The following is a 17884-nucleotide window of genomic DNA, read 5'->3' on the forward strand; positions in this document are numbered from 1 at the left end:
GGCACGCGGCGCGGGCCTGCCCGGGCTCGACGCGCAAGGCGTCAGCGCCGAGGACCGGCGCGCGGCGGCCGAGATGGCGACGAGCTCGTCCTCGATGAAGGCCAACCCCGTGGCGCTCGACACCGACGCGCTCATGGCCATTCTCGACGCCGCGCGCTGACCCAAAGGGCGGTTGCGCCCCCGTCCAATCCCCGCGACCTTGGACCCCGACGACAGAAGCGCTGGCAGGAGGCTCGAGCGATGGCGGAGACAGAGGCCGAACGGCGGCGACCCACCATCCGGGCGGCCGAGCTGCGCCGCCTGCTCGAGGACCTGATCGACGAGATCCGCGCCGCCGATGACTGGGGCGTGCCCGCGCAATACATCCCCGAGCTGGCCGCGGTCGATCCCGCGCAGGTCGGCGCAGCGGTGATCCTCGCCGACGGCACCGAGATCGTCGCCGGCGATGCCGACCGGCCGTTCTCGATCCAGTCGGTCTCCAAGGTCTTCTCGCTCGCCGCCGTCCTGGGCCGGATCGGAGACGATCTCTGGCGGCGCGTCGGGCGCGAGCCCTCGGGCACCCGCTTCGACAGCATCTTCCTTCTGGAGCGCGAGGGCGGCCGTCCGCGCAACCCCTTCATCAATGCCGGCGCGCTCGTCACCACCGACGCGCTGCTCTCGGGCCGCGAGCCGCAGCAGGCATTGTCGGAACTCATGGGCCTGATCCGCTGGATCGCCGATGATGACGAGATCCATATCGACGGCGCCGTGGCCAATTCCGAAAAGGCCACCGGCCACCGCAACCTGTCGCTGATCCACTACCTCGCCTCTTGCGACAACCTGCAGAACCCGCCCGAGCTGCTCTTCGGGACCTATGTCCACCAATGCGCCATTGAGATGAGCTGTCGCCAGCTCGCCCGCGCGGGACGGGGCCTTGCGGGGCTGCCGCGCGCGCCGCGCATGGTATCGCCGATCCGGGCGCGGCGGATCAACGCGCTGATGATGACCTGCGGGCATTATGACGGCTCAGGCGAGTTCGCCTATCGCGTCGGGCTGCCCGGAAAATCCGGCGTCGGCGGCGGGATCCTCGCGATTGCACCGGGCATCGCCTCGATCGCGCTCTGGTCGCCGGGCCTCGACGAATACGGCAATTCGCGTTGGGGCACCTGGCTTGCCGACCGCATCGCCCAGGCCGCGGGCTGGTCCGCCTTTGCCTGAGCGCGGAGCGGGGCTGACGGCGGCGGCGCGGCGTGCCACTGTCCCGTCATGGCCCGGCTGAACCTCGAACACCTGCGCAGTTTTCTCGCCGTCACGCGGCTCGGCGGCGTGCGCAAGGCCGCGACCGCGATGCACCTGACCCAGCCCGCCGTCACCGCCCGCATCAAGGCGCTCGAGGACACCGTCGGCGCCGCGCTCTTCGACCGCGAGGGCGGCGGCATGCGGCTGACCAAGCGCGGCGAGCTCCTGCTCTCCTATGCCGAGAAGTTCGAGCATCTCTCCGAGATGGTGACCCGCGACGTGATCTCTCCCGAGAGCCTCGAGGGGCGCCTGAGGCTCGGCGTGTCCGAGACCATCGCGCAATGCTGGCTGCCGGACCTGATCGCGCTCTGCCACGCGCGCTATCCCAATCTCGACATCGAGTTCGACGTCGACATATCGCTGAACCTGCGCGACGCGCTGATCGCCGAGGAGCTGGATCTCGCGATCCTCCTCGGCCCGATCTCGGATTATTCCGTCGACAATCTCGACCTGCCGGGCTTCGCGCTCGAATGGTATGTCTCGGCCGAGGCACCCGAGCTTGCCGACCCCTCCGGCCATTTCGCCAAGCCGGTCCTGACCTATGCCCGCCAGACCCGCCCCTATCGCGAGCTGCGCTCCACGCTCTTCGAGAGGGTCGGCCCCGATGTGCGGCTCTTCCCCTCCTCCTCGCTTCTGGCCTGTTTCCGGCTGGTCGAGGCCAATCTCGGCGTCGCCGCCCTGCCCGCCGATCTCGCCCGGCCCTACCTTGCCGCGGGAACGATTCGCCGTTTCGATCCCGGCTGGGTGCCGCAGCCGCTTTTCTTTACTGCCTCTTTCCGCGCCAACCCGCGCAACCAGATGGCCGAGACCGTGGCCCAGATGGCCCAAAGCGTCGCTTTCGACTATGCCAATAAATTTTCATGATCACTTATGAAAGCATTATATGATTTGATTTTATAGGCCGCGCCAGGAATCCTTTCCATATCCATGAGAGGGGGGACTGCCGTGAGCATTGCCTATCAAACATTGCGCCTGAGCGACCTGCCGGGCCTGCGCGCCGCGATCCGCAGCGGCGATTACGTCAAGCACACTGCCGGGCTGGGCGCCGGGCACCTGCAGACGAACCTCGCCATCCTGCCCGAGGCCTATGCGCTCGACTTCATGCGCTACTGCCAGCGCAACCCCAAGCCCTGCCCGCTGGTCGGCGTCTCCGACACCGGCGACCCGATGATGCGCACGCTTGGCCGCGACATCGACATCCGCACGGATGTGCCCGCCTACAACATCTATCTCGACGGCAAACTGGCCGACAGCGTGACCGACATCACCGATATCTGGCGCGACGACATGGTCGCCTTCGCGCTCGGCTGCTCGTTCACCTTCGAGCGCGCGCTCGAAGAGGCGGGCGTGCCGCAATGGCATATCGACCACGACACCACCGTGCCGATGTTCCGCTCGAACATCGAGACGGTGCCCGCCGGTCCCTTCGGCGGCAAGATGGTCGTGTCAATGCGGATGATCGCGCCCGAGCGGATCGACGAGGTCCGCGAGATCTCGCGCCGCTTCCCCCTCGCCCACGGCGCGCCGGTGCATATCGGCGACCCCGAAGGCCTCGGCATCGCCGATCTCAGCCGTCCCGACTGGGGCGATCCGGCCGAGATCGAGCCCGGCAAGACCCCCGTCTTCTGGGCCTGCGGCGTCACCCCCCAGGTCGCGATCGAACGCGCGGGCGTGCCGCTCTGCATCACCCACAAGCCCGGGCACATGCTCGTCACCGATATTTCCGAGACCGCCGAGGTCCCGGTCCTGAACCCCAAGCATCACTGAACGCAAACCACGAAAAACCGTCTCTGACACGGACGAAACAGATACCAACGGAGGAACCACCCATGACACGCCTGACACTCACCCTCGCCGCCACCACGGCCCTCGTCGCCGCACCGGCCATGGCCGAAGATCTCTCGGTCGTCGGCTCCTGGTCCGGCCTGCCGCTGCACAAGCAGTACGAGGCCCCGTTCTGGACCGAGACCCTGCCCGAAGCCTCGGGCGGCGAGATCAACGTGGCGCTCACCACCCATGACCAGATGAACCTCGGCGTGGGCGATGTCTACCGCCTGCTCGGCGACGGGGTCTATGACGTGGGCATGACCGTGGCCGACTACGCCGTGGCCGACGCGCCCGAGCTCGAAGGGCTCGACGTGCCGCTCCTGGCGCTGACCGCCGACGAAGCCAAGGCGATGGTCGACGCGGCCCGCCCGATGGTCACCGACATATACCATGACCGCTTCAACAGCCACGTCCTGGCCATCGCGCCCTACCCGCCGCAGGTCGTCTTCTGCAATGCCGAGATCTCCGGCCTCGCCGATCTCGAAGGCAAGAAGGTCCGCGCCTCGGGCCGCATGACCGCCAAGTTCCTCGAAGCGCTCGGCGCCGAGGGCGTGAACGTGTCCTTCTCGGAAGTGCCCGGCGCGCTGCAGAAAGGCGTCGTCGACTGCGCCGTGACCGGTGCGGGCTCGGGCTATTCCGCCGGCTGGTGGGAGGTCTCCACCCATCTCCTGCCGATCCCGCTCGGCGGCTGGGACAGCGTCGTGACGGCGGTGAACCTCGACAAGTGGAATGCGCTCTCCGACGAGATGAAGACCCTGATCCAGGACCAGATCACCGAAAACTTCGAGACGCCCGCCTGGGAAACCGCGCAGACCGCGCTCGAGGATGACATCGCCTGCCTCACCGGCAACGGCGAATGCGCCGCGGGCGACGCGCGCAGCATGACGCTGGTCGAAGCCTCCGACGCCGATTTCGAGCGCGCCCGCGAGGTGCTGGTGACCGAGGTCCTTCCCGAGTGGAAGGAGCGTGCCGGTGACGAATGGATCGCGCGCTGGAACGACAGCGTCGGCCAGACCGTCGGCGTGACCATCGAGTAACGCGTCGCATCCCGGAGCCGGACCCCCGGCTCCGGGCCCCCTGCCCGTCCGCCCCTCAGCAAGGAAGACCCATGCCCGAGACCGCCCTCGCCACACTCCGACGCATCAACCGCGTCATCGCGCTCCTGATCGGGGTGCTGCTTTTCGCCTGCGTGGCCTTCGTGCTCGCCGACATCGTGCTGCGGCAGCTTGGCAGCTCTCTGGGCGGCACCGACGAGATCTCGGGCTACGTCATGGCCGTCGCGACCTCCTGGGGCATGGCCTACACGCTGACCGAGCTCGGCCATATCCGCATCGACATCCTGCGCAGCCGCTGCGCGCCGCTCGGACGGGTGCTCTTCGATCTCTTCTCGCTGACGGTCCTCGCGATCACCATCTCGCTGATCGCGATCCAGTCCTGGCCGGTCGTCGCGCGGTCGCTCGCCAACGGATCGACCGCGAACACCAATCTCGAAACCCCGCTGGCGCTGGTGCAGATGCCGTGGTTCCTGGGCTGGGCTTGGTTCGCTATCGCATCCTGGATCACGCTCTTCGCCGCCGCGATGCTGGTGCGCCAGGGCAAGTTTTCCGAGACCGAGGCCGCCATCGGCGCCTTCGGCGAGGCGGAGGAACACGCATGATCGCCTATCTCTCGCTCGGCCTCCTGGGCCTTCTGACCCTGTCGATCCCGGTCGGCATCGTGCTGTTCCTTCTGGGCTTCGGCGTCGACCAGTTCTTCTCGCCCTTCCCGCTCATCAAGGGCCTGGGCAACCTCGTCTGGTCGTCCTCGAACCACGCCACGCTGATCGCCATCCCGTTCTTCGTGCTCCTGGGCGAAATCCTCGTCCGTTCGGGCATCGCAACCCGCACCTATGCCGCGCTCGACCGCTGGGTGAGCTGGCTTCCGGGCGGTCTCGTGCACGCCAATATTGCCACTGCGACGATGTTTTCGGCCACGTCAGGGTCGTCGGTGGCCACCGCCGCGACCGTTGCCACCGTCGCCATGCCGCAGGCCGAAAGGCTGGGCTACGACCCCAAGCTCTTCTCGGGCGCCATTGCCGCCGGCGGCACGCTCGGGATCATGATCCCGCCCTCGATCAACCTGATCGTCTACGGCTTTCTGACCCAGACCTCGATCCCCCGGCTCTTCCTTGCCGGTCTCGTTCCGGGCATCGGGCTGGCGCTGGCCTTCGTTGTGATCACAGTCATTCTCTGCATGCTCCGTCCCGGTCTCGGAGGCGAACGCCGCACCTTCCCCTTCCCGGAAATGCTGCGCGCGCTCCTGCAGCTGATCCCGATCATCCTGCTCTTCACCGTCATCATCGGCACGATCTACAAGGGCTGGGCCACCCCCACCGAAGCGGCCGCCGTGGGCGTCGCCGGGGCCGTGGTCATCGCCGCGCTCTTCGGAGGCGTTTCGCTGCAGATGTTCCACGACTCGATCCTCGGCACGATCAAGATCACTTCGATGATCATGCTCGTCGTGATCGGCGCGTCCTTCCTGAACTTCACGCTGGCCTCGGCCGGGATCGGACGCGAGCTGCAGGCCTTTCTCGAGGGGCTGGGCCTCACTCCCTTCTCGACCATCCTCGTGATCGTGCTGATCTATATCGTGCTCGGCTTCTTCATCGAGACGCTCTCGCTCATGGTCGTGACCATCCCGATCATCGTGCCGCTGGTCGTCGAGATGGGCTATGATCCGATCTGGTTCGGCATCCTGATGATCGTCCTGATCGAAATGGCGCTGATCACCCCGCCGGTGGGCCTGAACCTCTATGTCGTGCAGGGCGCGCGCCAGAGCGGGACGCTCACCGAGGTGATGCTGGGCACCATCCCCTACATCATCGCCATGCTCGCCATGGCCGCCGCGCTGATCGCGGTGCCGGGCCTCGCCCTCTGGCTGCCGGAGGCGCTGCAATGACGGATCAGACCCAAACCTGGCCCAAGATCCGCAATGTCGGCGTCGACGGGATGCTGGTGAGCTTCGGCGACCGGCTCTCGGAGCCCGCGAACCGCGCCGCGCTGGCCTTCCTGGCCGAGATCGAAAGCGACGCGCCCGACGGGATCGAGGAGGGCTCGACCTCACTCGTCTCCACCTACCTGCGCTTCGATCCCGCCCATCTCGACCACGCAAGCATGCGCGAGATGCTGACCGAACGGCTGGGGTCGCGCGACTGGACCGAGGCCGACCTGCCCGAAGGGCGCAGCCTCTGGCGTATACCGACAGTATACGGGACCGAGCTCGCACCGCAGCTTGAAGAAGCGGCTGAAGCCGCGGGCATGAGCGCCGAGGACGCGATCCGCTCGATCTCCGAGACGCAGGTGCGCGTCCAGACCATCGGGTTCGCGCCCGGTCAACCCTATCTGGGCGAGCTGCCCGAGGCCTGGGACATCCCACGCCAGACCAAGCTCACCGACAAGGTGCCGGTCGGCGCGCTGGTCGTCGCGATCCGGCAGCTCGTGCTCTTCTCGGTCACCACGCCCACCGGCTGGCGCCATATCGGCCAGACCAAGTTCCGCCTGTTCAGACCCGACAGCGACACGCCCTTCGTGCTCCGCCCCGGCGACGAGGTGCGCTTCGAGCCGGTCAGCCGTGAGGCCTACGAGGCGCTTCCCGACGACGCCAATGGCGGCGCCACGCAGGAGGACCTGGCATGAGTACCGAGCTGATCGTCCACCGCGCCGGTCCCGGCGTCACCGTCCAGGATCTGGGCCGCCCCGGCTATCTGCGCTTCGGCCTCTCGCGCGGCGGCGCCGCCGACCGGCTTGCGCTCCACGAAGGCGCAGCACTTCTGGGTCAGCCGGTCATGGCCGCGCTCGAGCTCGCGGGCATGGGCGGCGAGTTCGAGGCCACCGCCGACACCCGCATCGCGCTCACCGGTGCCACCATGTCGGCCAGCATCGACGGCGACCGCATCGCCTGGAACGCCTGCCACGCCCTGCCCCGCGGCGCGCGCCTGACCATCGGCGCGGTCGAGCGCGGCAGCTACGGCTATCTGAGCCTCGGCGGCGGCATCGCCACCGAAGACCGGCTTGGAGCGCGCTCGGCCCATCTTGCCGCCGGTCTCGGCGCACCGGTCGAACCCGGCACCGCCCTGCCCCTGGGCGACGATCCACGCGCCGGTGTCACCAACCTCACCCTCACGCCCGAGCCGCGTTTCGAAGGCGGCACCCTGCGCGTCGTCCCGAGCCTCCAGACCGAGTTCTTCCCCGAAGACGAGCGCCGCCGCTTCGAAGAGACCCCCTTCAAGCGCGACAGTCGCGCCAACCGCATGGGTGTCCGCATGGTCCCCGACGGCCCCGGCTTCGAGAGCGAGGCGGGCCTCTCGGTCCTCTCCGAGGTCATCGTGCCCGGCGACATTCAGGTCACCGGCGACGGCACGCCCTTCGTTCTGATGAGCGAAAGCCAGACCACCGGCGGCTACCCCCGGATCGGCACCGTGCTGCCCTGCGACCTGCCCCGCGCGGCGCAGGCCCCGGCGGGCGCGACGATCCGCTTTCGCTTTCTCACGCTCGAGGACGCCGCCGAGGTCGAGGCCCGTGCCCGCAAGGCCTGGACCAGCCTCCGCGGCGGCATCCGCCCCCTGATCCGCCGACCGGAAGACATTCGCGATCTGCTGTCGTATCAACTGATCAGCGGCGTCACCGCCGGGGACGATCTCGAGCGCAGTTTGCAGGAGGAAGAGGCATGAGCCTGACCGTCGATCTCAATTCCGACATGGGCGAGGGCTTCGGGCCGTGGATGTCCGGCGATGACGAGGCGCTCCTCGACATCGTCACCTCGGCCAACATCGCCTGCGGCATGCATGCGGGCGACTGGGACTGGATGGCCCGCACCATGGCGCGCGCGGCCAGGAACGGCGTCGGCATCGGCGCGCATCCGGGCTTCGCCGACCTGCAGGGCTTCGGCCGCCGAAAGCTCTCCATGCCGCATGAGAGCCTCGCCAACCTGGTGCGCTACCAGGTCGCTGCCGCCGAGGGCATGGCGCGCGCGACCGGCGCGCCGATGCGCCACGTCAAGCTGCACGGCGCGCTCGCCAACATGTGCGCCGCCGACCGCGAGATGTCGCTCGCCTGCTATCGCGCCGTCCTCTCGGTCGCGCCCGACACCACGATCATGGTGCTCGCGGGCACCGAGCAGGAGCGCGCCGTGCGCGAGCTCGGCTGCAACGCCGCCTCCGAGATCTTCGCCGACCGCGCCTATAATGACGACGCCACGCTGGTCGACCGCTCGCTCCCCGGCGCGGTGATCCACGACGCCGAGGCCGCCGCTACCCGCGTGGTCGAGATGGTGCAGGCGGGCGCGATCATCACCGCCACCGGCAAGACCCTGCCCTGCCGCATCGACACCGTCTGCCTCCATTCCGACACGCCCGAAGCGGTCGAGATGGCCCGCGCCGTCCGCCAGCGGCTGGAGGCCGCGAACGTGACGCTCACCGCCTTCGAAGGTCAGCCCATCGCCTGAGCGATTGACTTCGCCCCTGCCCCACCTAAGGGTCCCGGACACGAGGATCGGGGGCAGGACATGACAGTCAAACGCGTGGCGGTGATCGGGGCTGGTATCGTCGGAGTGGCGACCGCGCTCTGGGCGCGCCGCGCCGGTCACGAGGTCGCGCTGATCGACCGCGATGGCCCGGCCTCTGGCACAAGCTACGGCAATGCCGGGATCCTCGCCGCAGCCGCGGTGGATCAGGCCAACCTGCCCGGACTGGCGCGGCAGGTGCCGCGGATGCTCCTCGATCCCAATGAACCGGTGTTTCTAAAGTGGCGCTCCCTGCCCCGTCTCGCGCCCTGGCTCCTGCGCCATCTCGCCCATGCCAGGCCCGCTGCCGCCGAGGCCCGCGCCCGGGCGCTCGCGCCGCTTCTGACCGACAGCCTCGAGCAGCATCAGGCGCTCGCAGAGGGCACCCCGGCGGCGCGCTATATCGTGCCGACGGAGTTCCTCTACCTCTACCGCGACCGCGTGCATTTCGATGCGAACGCGACCATGTGGGCGCTGCGCCGGAACCAGGGCATCGCCTGGTCCGAAGAGGACAGCGCCACGCTCGCCCGGACCGATCCCGGTTTTGGCCCGGCCGTTGGCTTCGCCGCGCGGGTTCCGAACCACGGCTACATCACCGACCCCGGCGCCTATGTCCGGGCGCTCGCGACCGCCTTCGAGCGCGACGGAGGCCGCCTGCTGCGCGGTACCGCGACCGCCATCGCCCGCTCCGGCGGCACTGTGACCGGCGTGCGTCTGGGTGGCGAGACGCTCGACGCCGACACTGTCATCCTCTGCACCGGCGCGTGGTCCGCGCCGCTCGCGAAGGATCTCGGCCTCACCCTGCCGCTCACCACCGAGCGCGGCTATCACATGGAGCTCTTCGGCGCTTCGATCACGCCCCGCAGGCCCGCGATGATCTCCTCGGGCGCGTTCGTCGCCACGCCGATGGAGGGGCGCCTGCGGCTCGCCGGGATCGCCGAGTTCGGCGATCTCGAGAGCGCCCCTTCCCGTGCGCCCTTCCGGCTTCTTGAGCGCGGCATCCGGCGCGTCCTGCCCGGCATCACCTGGGAGGAGAGCCGCGAATGGATGGGGCATCGCCCCGTCCTCGTGGATTCGACCCCGGCCATCGGTCCGGTGCCCGAGGTCAGCGGCGCCTATCTCGGGCTCGGGCACGACCATGTCGGACTGACCGGCGGCGCGAAGACGGGGCGGATTCTGGCGCAGCTGATCTCGGACCAGAGGCCCAACCTGGACCTGTCGCCTTATGCTCCGGGCCGGTTCGGATAAAAATTGCCCATGGGCAATTTCAGCCTAAGCCCTTCAAATCGGGTTCTTTTCCGCGAAGCTGCGAAAGAAGGCAAGAAAGGCGCGATCGGGGTCGCGCGGGGTCTCCTTGCCCTGCCCCCAGGCCCGCCATTCACCTTCGACGAAGTAGATATCGTAGCCCGGAAAGCGCAGCCGCGCGGTTTCGTAGGTCTCTGAGCGGAGGGCTGGACCCGTCCGGTCCAGCCACGCGGGGCGCGGCTTTTGCGGCGAGACAGTCTCTGTTTTGCCTTCGACGCGCGCCTTGCGGCCGACCTTGGAAAAGCTCAGCTCTCGTTCGGCCTGCGCCTCGCCGCTGGCATCCTTCTTCCACCAGCGCAGCTCGGCATGGGTCACGCGCCGCCCGGTCTTGATCGGCTCGATCTCGACCACATAATCGCTGAGCGCCGTCACCTCGGTCACCGCCGGGTCGATGGCCCGGAGCTTCAGGTTCGACCACGAGCCCAGCTTGCCCTTCGGCACGCCGAGAATGCCGCGCAGATCATCGAGCGAGAACCGCTCGGAGCTGCGATAACGCAGGTTGCCGCGCTTCTGGATCATCTCGTAGAGGGTCAGCGCGTATTTCGACGACAGCGCGAACATCACCTCGCGCTGGAGCCGCGCGAAGACGGTGGAGTCCTTGATGATGCGCCGCAGCCGCGCCGGGATCTCGTATTCCAAGAGCCCATCCCGGCGCGTTGTCTCGATATTGCCGCCCAGCAGTTGCACCCGCTCGATGGCCTCTTCGCCGTCGCGGGTGACGCGCACCTTCACGATCGCGGCCATCAGACGCTCGACGGACTCGCCCACGCGGTCGTTGGAATTGTGCGAGCCGCGCAGGTCGGATTTGGCGATGACATGGGTGACCGGCTTGTCGATCGCGTCCCAGGCGTTCTCGAGAAGCTGGTTGTAGATGCGCCGGTCGGCCAGCGTCAGGGGCGTGACCTCGACAAGGTCGACAAGCTCGCCGGGTTTGACGAGACTGTCGGCATTCGGTCGTGCCTCGACCGTGCGGTAGGGGGTCTGCGCCGCCATGCGACTTACGGGCCTGCTCTTACTTTTGTAGTTGTTGGGGCGTAAGCTAACACGGGTTCGCCGCTCCGTCCATCGCCACGGCCTCACCCAAAACGTAAGGGATAAAACCGCGGCGGAAGGGGATCCGATTCGCAAGGGACTGACAGGAAAGGACAAAAATCAAGGATTTTTGCCCGGTAGGACCCGCACCCGAAACGTAAGCTTTAAGCCCCTCCCGAGGCGTAAGAGAGACCACCCCGGTGCGTAGGCCAAGCCGCCCCGAAGCGTAAGCCAAGCGACCCCAATCCGTAAGCTTCAGGCGAAATAGAGCCTGTGTCACAGAGGTTTGGCGCGCCCGAACAGAGAATCTAGAATCCAGAACAAGACGGGGTTTTCGATTTGGATTTTTGGGGGATTGGCGCAGGCTGAAACCGGGCTTCCTGGCCGACGAACCGCAAATCTTACCTTTTGGGTGTTCTCGGGTGCGGACCAGCCCCAATGTCTGAACCTCGGCAAATGACACGCCAAGGTTCGGATCCTGACGCATCCCAGCGCCACTTCCGCTTTTTTCGCGCATCCCGCCCAAACTTCGCACTTGAGAGCTTGCCCTGCGAGGTCCATGATTCGAGCAAAAGAATACCCGTTCAGAGGTCTTAATGGAGCAGTCCGCCCTTCCCGCCGTCACCCTGACGGAGCTCGATCAGCTTTCCTCCCGCGCCGCGACCGTGATCGCGCGTCTTCGCGACCGTCTTTACGCGCCGGGCACCGAGAAACGACTTGAGCTCAGTTTCAATGTCCGCCGCGCCGCCGAGATGGTCGGGCGCACCGAAAAGGCCATCCGCGATGCCGAGGCCGACGGCCGTCTGCCCGAGCCGGAAAAGGACCCGGCGACCGGGCGGCGCACCGGCTACAGCCTGTCGGACGTCAACCGGATGCGCGAGGTCTTCGGCACGCTGCCGCACCGGGCCGAGAGCGACCGGGCAATGGTGCTCGCGGTGCAGAACTTCAAGGGCGGCGTCGGCAAGTCGACGATGGTCTGTCACCTCGCGCAGTATCTCGCGCTCAAGGGCTACCGGGTCTGCGTGATCGATTGCGACAGCCAGGCCTCGACCACCTCGATGTTCGGCCTGAACCCCGACGTCGATGTCGACGAGGAGGAGGACACGCTCTACCCGTTCTTCCGCCATGGCGGGCCGCAATCGCTGACCTATGCGCTGCGCGCGACCTACTGGCCGGGCATCGCGCTGATCCCCGCGAACCTCGGTCTCTACGATGCGGAATACGAGTTCGCGGCGCGGATGGCGCGGGACTCGACCTTCATCCTGGACCGGCTTCGGGCTGGAATAGACACGATCCGCGACCGGTTCGACGTGATCCTGATGGACCCGCCTCCGGCGCTCGGGATGCTGTCGCTCTCGGTCCTGCGCGCGGCGGACGCGCTTGTCATCCCGGCGCCGCCCAACAACATCGATTTCGGCTCGACCGCGCATTTCCTCAAGATGATGGGCGCCACCCTTAATGAACTGGCAAGGGCAGGGGGACCGCGGGATTATGCGTTTGTTAAAATCCTTGCGACCAAGATGAACGACGGCAAATCGGCCCATGTGGCGATCAAGCGGATGATGGATGCGGTCTTTCCGATGGACATGTTGCAGGCGACGCTCAAGGACTCGGCCGAGATCGACAACGCCACGGCGAACCTGTCGACGGTCTACGAGCTGACCGGTGCCTCCACCCGCACCGACACCCACAAGCGCTGCCGCGCCTATCTCGACGCGGTGAACCGCGAGATCGAGATCCTGATCCGCAAGACCTGGCCCAGCCATCATCCGCGCCTGCGCAAGGAGGGACTGCTATGAGCAAGAAACATTCCGCGCTGTTCGACGAGGTTCTCTCGGAGCTCGAGGAGGACGCCAAGATCGACGAGATGGTCGGCGCGCGCTTCCTCAAGCGCTCGACCACCATCGGCGAACGGATCTCGGGGCAGATCGAGGAAAAGACCCTGCGTTGGGTCGATCCCGCCGAGTGCCGGATGTGGGAGCGGCACAACCGCGATTACGCGCTTCTCAACGAAGAGAATTGCCGCGACCTGATCGACGGCATCCGCTCGCAGGGCAAGCAGGAGTTCCCAGCGATCGTGCGGCGGCTCGGCGACGGCGACAGCCACCGCTACGAGGTGATCTGCGGCGCGCGGCGGCATTTCGCGGTGAGCTGGCTCAACGCGAACAACTACAAGGAATTTCGGTATCTCGTGGAGGTGCGCGATCTCGATGACGAAGAGGCCTTCCGCCTTGCAGATATCGAGAACCGCGACCGCGAGGATATCTCGGATTACGAGCGCGCGATCGACTACGCGGACGCGGTGGACCGGTTCTATGGCGGGCGGCAGAAGGCGATGGCGGCGCGGCTGAACGTGAGCGAGCCGTGGCTGTCGCGCTATCTGCAGCTTGCCAAGCTGCCCGAGCCGGTGGTCGCGGCCTTCGCCTCGAAGCGCGATTTGCGCGAGCGCCATGCCCGCGACCTGAAGCCGCTTCTGTCGGGGAACCTGGGCGAGGCGGTCTTGGCCGAGGCGCGGGCCATCGCCGCGGAACAGGAGACGGCGCGGGCAGGGCAGGGGGCCTATGTCGACAGCGCCGATGTGATTGCGCGGCTGATCAAGGTGGGCAAGCCCAAGCCCGCGAAGCCCAAGCCCGCGCCGGCAAAGGTGTATAGCGGCAATCCGGATGTTGACGGGATCACGCTTCGCAAGAAGGGCAAGAAAACGGTCCTGGAGTTCGACGAGGCGCTGCCTCGGCTGGCCTTGGAAGCGGCCTTCCGGGCCTACATCCGGGACCGGTTCAAGACCTGATCTGGAGGGCAATCCGGAAAAATTGCCCATGGGCAATTTTCTGGATTCGGGGTGACGCAACGTCTATTCTGCAGGGTCCTGCCGATGGGGTTGACGGCACGATGCTGCGCTGCGCGAAAACGCGTCTAATTATCTGAAATCACTAGGATTGTTTCGGTTTCAGAAACACTGCGCAATGCAGGCGCAGAAACATTGACCTCCATGCCTCAATCCGGGCACCATTCCCGCATAAGAACAGCCCGGAACAGGGCGTCACGAGTGATTTGTAACAAGTGCCGGCACGTGAGCAGGCCGCGAGAGACACAGGAGAGCTTTTCAGCATGCGCGATTTCTTTGACGGCCCGGTCGCGGCCGGTCCGAACCCGTCCGACATTGCCCCCGAACCGCAACCGTCGGTCCCCGCGCCCAACCCGTCATCGGACGCCGCGATCGGCGCGGCGCAGACCGCGCTCGACAAGGTCCTCGATGCCGGGCGCGCGGCGCCGAACCCGTTTCTCGACGACTGGCGCGACGTGCCGCCGCTGTCGCTTCTGATCGTGCATGAAGAGTGCTGCGCCTGCGGGGCCTGCGGCTACCCCGAAGCGCCCACCTCGGTCGAAGGCGCGGCCACCGCAACGCAGGAGCCGATTCCCGGCGAGACAACCAACGCCCCGGCAATGCTCGGCGACATGGCGGAGTTCCTGCAGACCGGCTATTGGACCACCGACTACGGCGACGGCACCCGGTCGCATAACGTGACCTCCAGCGGCATCGACCCCAACAATGGCGTCCTGCATTACAATCTCTCGGGCTACAGCGCCGATGCCGATGGCCTCACCGCGGACCGCGCCAATCTCGTGCGCGAGGTCTTCAAGCTCTACGGCGCGACCTTGGGCATCGAGTTCGTCGAGACGACCTCGACCGACACCAACCTTGTCGACTTCTTCTTCCGCGACAATGCCAGCGGCGCCTATGCGAGCCACAGCTACTGGAATTCCGGGGCCTGGGGCAGCACGATCACCTATGCGCAGATCAATGTCGCGGAAAGCTGGTATGGCGGCCAGTCGGGCTATGACAGCTATACCGTTCAGACCGTCTTCCACGAGATCGGGCACGCGATCGGCCTCGGCCACCAGGGCAGCTACAACGGCAGCGCCACCTATGGCGTCGACAACGTGTTCGAGAACGACAGCTGGCAGGCATCGATGATGTCCTATTTCAGCCAGACCGAGAACACCGCGATCAATGCCAGCTACGAGTTCCTGCAGACGCCGATGGCGGTCGACTGGATGGCGCTCGACGATCTTTACGGGCGGCAGGGCTACGGCACCTTCAACGCCTTCACCGAGGACACGGTCTGGGGCTTCAACACCACTGTCACCAGCGCGGTCTCGGATATCTGGGCGCAGTGGTCGAGCTACGCCAACCGCACCGCCTCGACCATCGTGGATGGCGGCGGCATCGATACGCTCGACCTCTCGGGCTACGCCAACAACACGGTGATCAACCTGCGGCCCTCGTCGCGGCTCGATACCGCGCCGTCGCTGTCGGATATCGGCGGGCGGATCGGCAACCTCGCGATTGCCGAGGGCACGGTGATCGAGAACGCCATCGGCGGGGCCGGGTCCGAGCTCTTCTTCGGCAACGATGCCGACAACCAGATCGTCGGAAATGGCGGCAACGACACCATGGTCGACAGCGCCGGGTCCGACACCTATTTCGGCGGCGCCGGGACCGATACGGTCAGCTTCGGCGGAGCCTTCGCCGATTTCACCTATGCCATTGCCGGGGCGTTCCTGCAGGTGATCGACGTCGCGGTCGACCTTGTCGAGATGACGGTCGAATGGCTCGACTTCACCGACGGCGCGCGGACCTGGCAGCAGGTCGCCGACAGCATCGGCCCGAACACCGATCCGGTCGCCGTGGACGACAGCGCCACCGTCGCCGAGAGCGGCACGGTCTCGGGCAACGTCCTGACCAACGACACCGATGCCGATGGCGACACGCTCACCGTGAGCGCGGTGAATTTCGACGCCGGGCTCGTGGGCACGCAGATCACGCTCTTCTCTGGCGCGCTGCTGACGCTCAATGCCGATGGCAGCTATCTCTACGATCCGAACGGGGCGTTCGACAGCCTGGAAGCGGGGCAGATCGCTCTCGACGGGTTCGACTATACCGTCTCCGACGGCCGTGGCGGCACCTCCGAGACCTCGGTCTCGATCACCGTGACGGGCGAGACCCCGCCGCCGCCCAATGGCGTGCCGGTGGCCGTCGACGATGTCGCCAGCGTGACCGAGGACGTGGTCCTGACCGGGCTTGCGGTCCTGGCCAATGACAGCGACCCCGATGGCGATCCGCTCGACGTGGCGGCGATCAATGGCCAGGCGATTGTCGCCGGGCAGAGCGTGACGCTGGCCTCGGGCGCGCGGGTGACGCTCAACGCGGACGGCACGCTCGACTACGACCAGAACGGCGCGTTCGACGCTCTGAACATCGGCGAGACCGGGCAGGAGGTCTTCACCTATACGCTCACCGACGGCACCGACACCGATCTGGGCACGGTCACCATCGATATCGCGGGCGCCTATGACAACACCGCCCCCGTCGCCAATGACGATGCCTACACCGTGGCCGAGAACGGCGTCGTCGGCGGCAGCGTGATCGGCAACGATGCCGACGCCGATGGCGACGTGCTGTTCGTAACCTCGGTCAACGGCACGAGCTTCGGCACGTCGGGCAGCTTCACGCTGGCCTCGGGCGCGCGTCTGACGATCAGCAATAGCGGGCTCTTCGATTACGACCCGAACGGCGCCTTCGACGGTCTCGAGACCGGCCAGACCGCGACCGACAGCTTCACCTACGCGGTGACGGACGGAAATGGCGGGACCGACAGCGCGACCGTGACGATCACCATCGACGGCATCTCGCCGCAGGTGACGACGACGCCCCAGCTCTTCGATTTCGAGAGCGCGGCGCTCGGCGCCTATACCGGCGAGGCCGGGCTTGACGCGACGGGCATCACGGTGGCCGCGGGCAACGTGCTGGGCGGCAGCCGCTACGGCGAGAGCTCGGGCCTGAGCTTTACCGCCACGGGCGAGGATTTCGACATCGACGGGTTCACCGCGACGGCGACCTCGGGCCGGGTGCAGCTCAGGATCGAGGCGCTTGATGACGGCGTGTCGGTCGGCAGCGCCACGGTCAACCTGCGCGCCAACCGGGTCACCGATGTCAGCTTCGATGCGACGTTCGACAGCATCGATTCCTTCGTGATCACCTCGAACGGCGCCTTCTACCTTGACGACATCGCGGCGGTGACGCGGACGCTGGTCGATCCGGGCGGCAACCAGCTGCCGGTCGCCACTGCCGACGCCGCATCCGTGGGCGAGGCGGGCAGCGTCAGCTTCAACCTCCTGGCCAATGACAGCGATCCGGACGGCGATCCCTTGAGCGTGACCTCGGTCGCGGGCAGCGCCAGCGGTCCGGTGACGCTGGCCTCGGGCGCGGTGGTGAGTTTCGCCGCGGACGGCAACGTGACCTATGACACGAACGGCCAGTTCGACGGGCTCTATGACGGCGAGACCGCGGTCGACAGCTTCGCCTACGAGATCTCGGACGGGCAGGGGGGTGTCGCCACCGCCCTGGTCGAGGTCACCGTGACCGGCAGCGGCACGCCGCCCCCGGCGCCGACCACGACAACGGTCACCTTCGAGAGCGGAACCCTCGAGCAGGACGGCTTCGTCTTCGCGGGGGCCCGCAACGTGGCGCAGGCCGGGGACCGGGTGGCGGAAAGCCTGGCCGACACGATCAGTTTCGACCGGAGCGATGACGGGCTCTTCGATCTCGACCGCGCGACCTTCCTGGCGCTCGGCGGCAAGAACGTGACGCTGGAGGCCAGCGCCTTCGACATCACCGGCGCGCTGATCGGGACCGAGAGCATCCGCATCCGCGACAACCGCGACACCACCTACGATTTCTCGGACGCGCTTTTCGGCGAAGCCGACACGGTGAGCTTCACCGCGTCGGGCGGCTTCCAGGTCGACGATCTGGTGCTGAACTACTGAAGCCTCGCGTGACATGAAAAAAGGGTGGGCCCGGGGTTCCGGGTCCACCCTTTGTCTTTTGCTCCGGTCGTCGCGA

14 protein-coding genes are annotated in these 17884 nt (G+C 66.9%); 13 read left to right on the top strand and 1 reads right to left on the bottom strand.

Going from position 1 to position 17884, the window contains the following annotated elements; translation table 11 throughout:
* The first annotated feature begins 240 nt into the window (after window positions 1-240).
* The 10 genes from ACFQ4E_RS18045 to ACFQ4E_RS18090 all read left to right on the top strand — a co-directional run bounded on the left by ACFQ4E_RS18045 (window position 241) and on the right by ACFQ4E_RS18090 (window position 9891).
* Window positions 241-1197, top strand: a complete 957-nt coding sequence (locus ACFQ4E_RS18045; protein WP_386805926.1) for a glutaminase — start codon at window positions 241-243, stop codon at window positions 1195-1197.
* A 48-nt stretch (window positions 1198-1245) separates the two neighbouring features.
* Window positions 1246-2142 carry a LysR family transcriptional regulator gene (locus tag ACFQ4E_RS18050; RefSeq protein ID WP_386805927.1) on the top strand — a complete coding sequence of 299 codons (897 nt, stop codon included), beginning with the start codon at window positions 1246-1248 and terminating at the stop codon, window positions 2140-2142.
* A gap of 63 nt (window positions 2143-2205) precedes the next feature.
* Window positions 2206-3045 carry a putative hydro-lyase gene (locus ACFQ4E_RS18055; RefSeq protein WP_386805928.1) on the top strand — a complete coding sequence of 280 codons (840 nt, stop codon included), beginning with the start codon at window positions 2206-2208 and terminating at the stop codon, window positions 3043-3045.
* A 62-nt stretch (window positions 3046-3107) separates the two neighbouring features.
* Complete coding sequence (locus tag ACFQ4E_RS18060) at window positions 3108-4142, top strand: TRAP transporter substrate-binding protein (protein ID WP_386805929.1); 1035 nt, start codon at window positions 3108-3110, stop codon at window positions 4140-4142.
* Window positions 4143-4213: 71 nt separating this feature from the next.
* Window positions 4214-4762 (top strand): TRAP transporter small permease subunit, encoded by a 549-nt coding sequence (locus ACFQ4E_RS18065; protein WP_386805930.1) that lies wholly within the window; start codon window positions 4214-4216, stop codon window positions 4760-4762.
* On the top strand, window positions 4759-6042 hold the full coding sequence (locus tag ACFQ4E_RS18070; RefSeq protein ID WP_386805931.1) for a TRAP transporter large permease: 1284 nt from the start codon (window positions 4759-4761) through the stop codon (window positions 6040-6042). The genes ACFQ4E_RS18065 and ACFQ4E_RS18070 overlap by 4 nt, the downstream gene beginning before the upstream one ends.
* Window positions 6039-6779: a 5-oxoprolinase subunit B family protein gene (locus ACFQ4E_RS18075; protein ID WP_386805932.1), complete on the top strand. Its 741-nt coding sequence runs from the start codon at window positions 6039-6041 to the stop codon at window positions 6777-6779. The genes ACFQ4E_RS18070 and ACFQ4E_RS18075 overlap by 4 nt, the downstream gene beginning before the upstream one ends.
* Entirely contained in the window at window positions 6776-7813 is a 1038-nt protein-coding gene (locus tag ACFQ4E_RS18080; protein WP_386805933.1) for a 5-oxoprolinase subunit C family protein, read from the top strand. Before ACFQ4E_RS18075 ends, ACFQ4E_RS18080 begins: the two co-directional genes overlap by 4 nt.
* On the top strand, window positions 7810-8586 hold the full coding sequence (locus tag ACFQ4E_RS18085; RefSeq protein ID WP_386805934.1) for a LamB/YcsF family protein: 777 nt from the start codon (window positions 7810-7812) through the stop codon (window positions 8584-8586). The genes ACFQ4E_RS18080 and ACFQ4E_RS18085 overlap by 4 nt, the downstream gene beginning before the upstream one ends.
* A gap of 60 nt (window positions 8587-8646) precedes the next feature.
* Window positions 8647-9891, top strand: a complete 1245-nt coding sequence (locus ACFQ4E_RS18090) for an NAD(P)/FAD-dependent oxidoreductase (RefSeq protein WP_386805935.1) — start codon at window positions 8647-8649, stop codon at window positions 9889-9891.
* Window positions 9892-9924: 33 nt separating this feature from the next.
* Here the strand turns inward: ACFQ4E_RS18090 and ACFQ4E_RS18095 are convergent, their stop codons facing one another.
* Window positions 9925-10941, bottom strand: coding sequence for a replication initiation protein (locus tag ACFQ4E_RS18095; protein ID WP_386805936.1), 1017 nt, complete (start codon window positions 10939-10941; stop codon window positions 9925-9927).
* 635 nt (window positions 10942-11576) lie between these two features.
* Here ACFQ4E_RS18095 and ACFQ4E_RS18100 point away from each other — a divergent pair.
* From ACFQ4E_RS18100 to ACFQ4E_RS18110, 3 genes are all read left to right on the top strand, one after another.
* Entirely contained in the window at window positions 11577-12779 is a 1203-nt protein-coding gene (locus ACFQ4E_RS18100) for an AAA family ATPase (RefSeq protein WP_386805937.1), read from the top strand.
* A complete protein-coding gene (locus tag ACFQ4E_RS18105) occupies window positions 12776-13768 on the top strand; it encodes a ParB/RepB/Spo0J family partition protein (protein WP_386805938.1) in 993 nt (330 codons plus the stop codon). The genes ACFQ4E_RS18100 and ACFQ4E_RS18105 overlap by 4 nt, the downstream gene beginning before the upstream one ends.
* A 320-nt stretch (window positions 13769-14088) precedes the next feature.
* On the top strand, window positions 14089-17808 hold the full coding sequence (locus ACFQ4E_RS18110; protein ID WP_386805939.1) for an Ig-like domain-containing protein: 3720 nt from the start codon (window positions 14089-14091) through the stop codon (window positions 17806-17808).
* Window positions 17809-17884 lie beyond the last annotated feature (76 nt).

Source organism: Litorisediminicola beolgyonensis, from assembly GCF_042679605.1.
GTDB lineage: Bacteria > Pseudomonadota > Alphaproteobacteria > Rhodobacterales > Rhodobacteraceae > Litorisediminicola > Litorisediminicola beolgyonensis.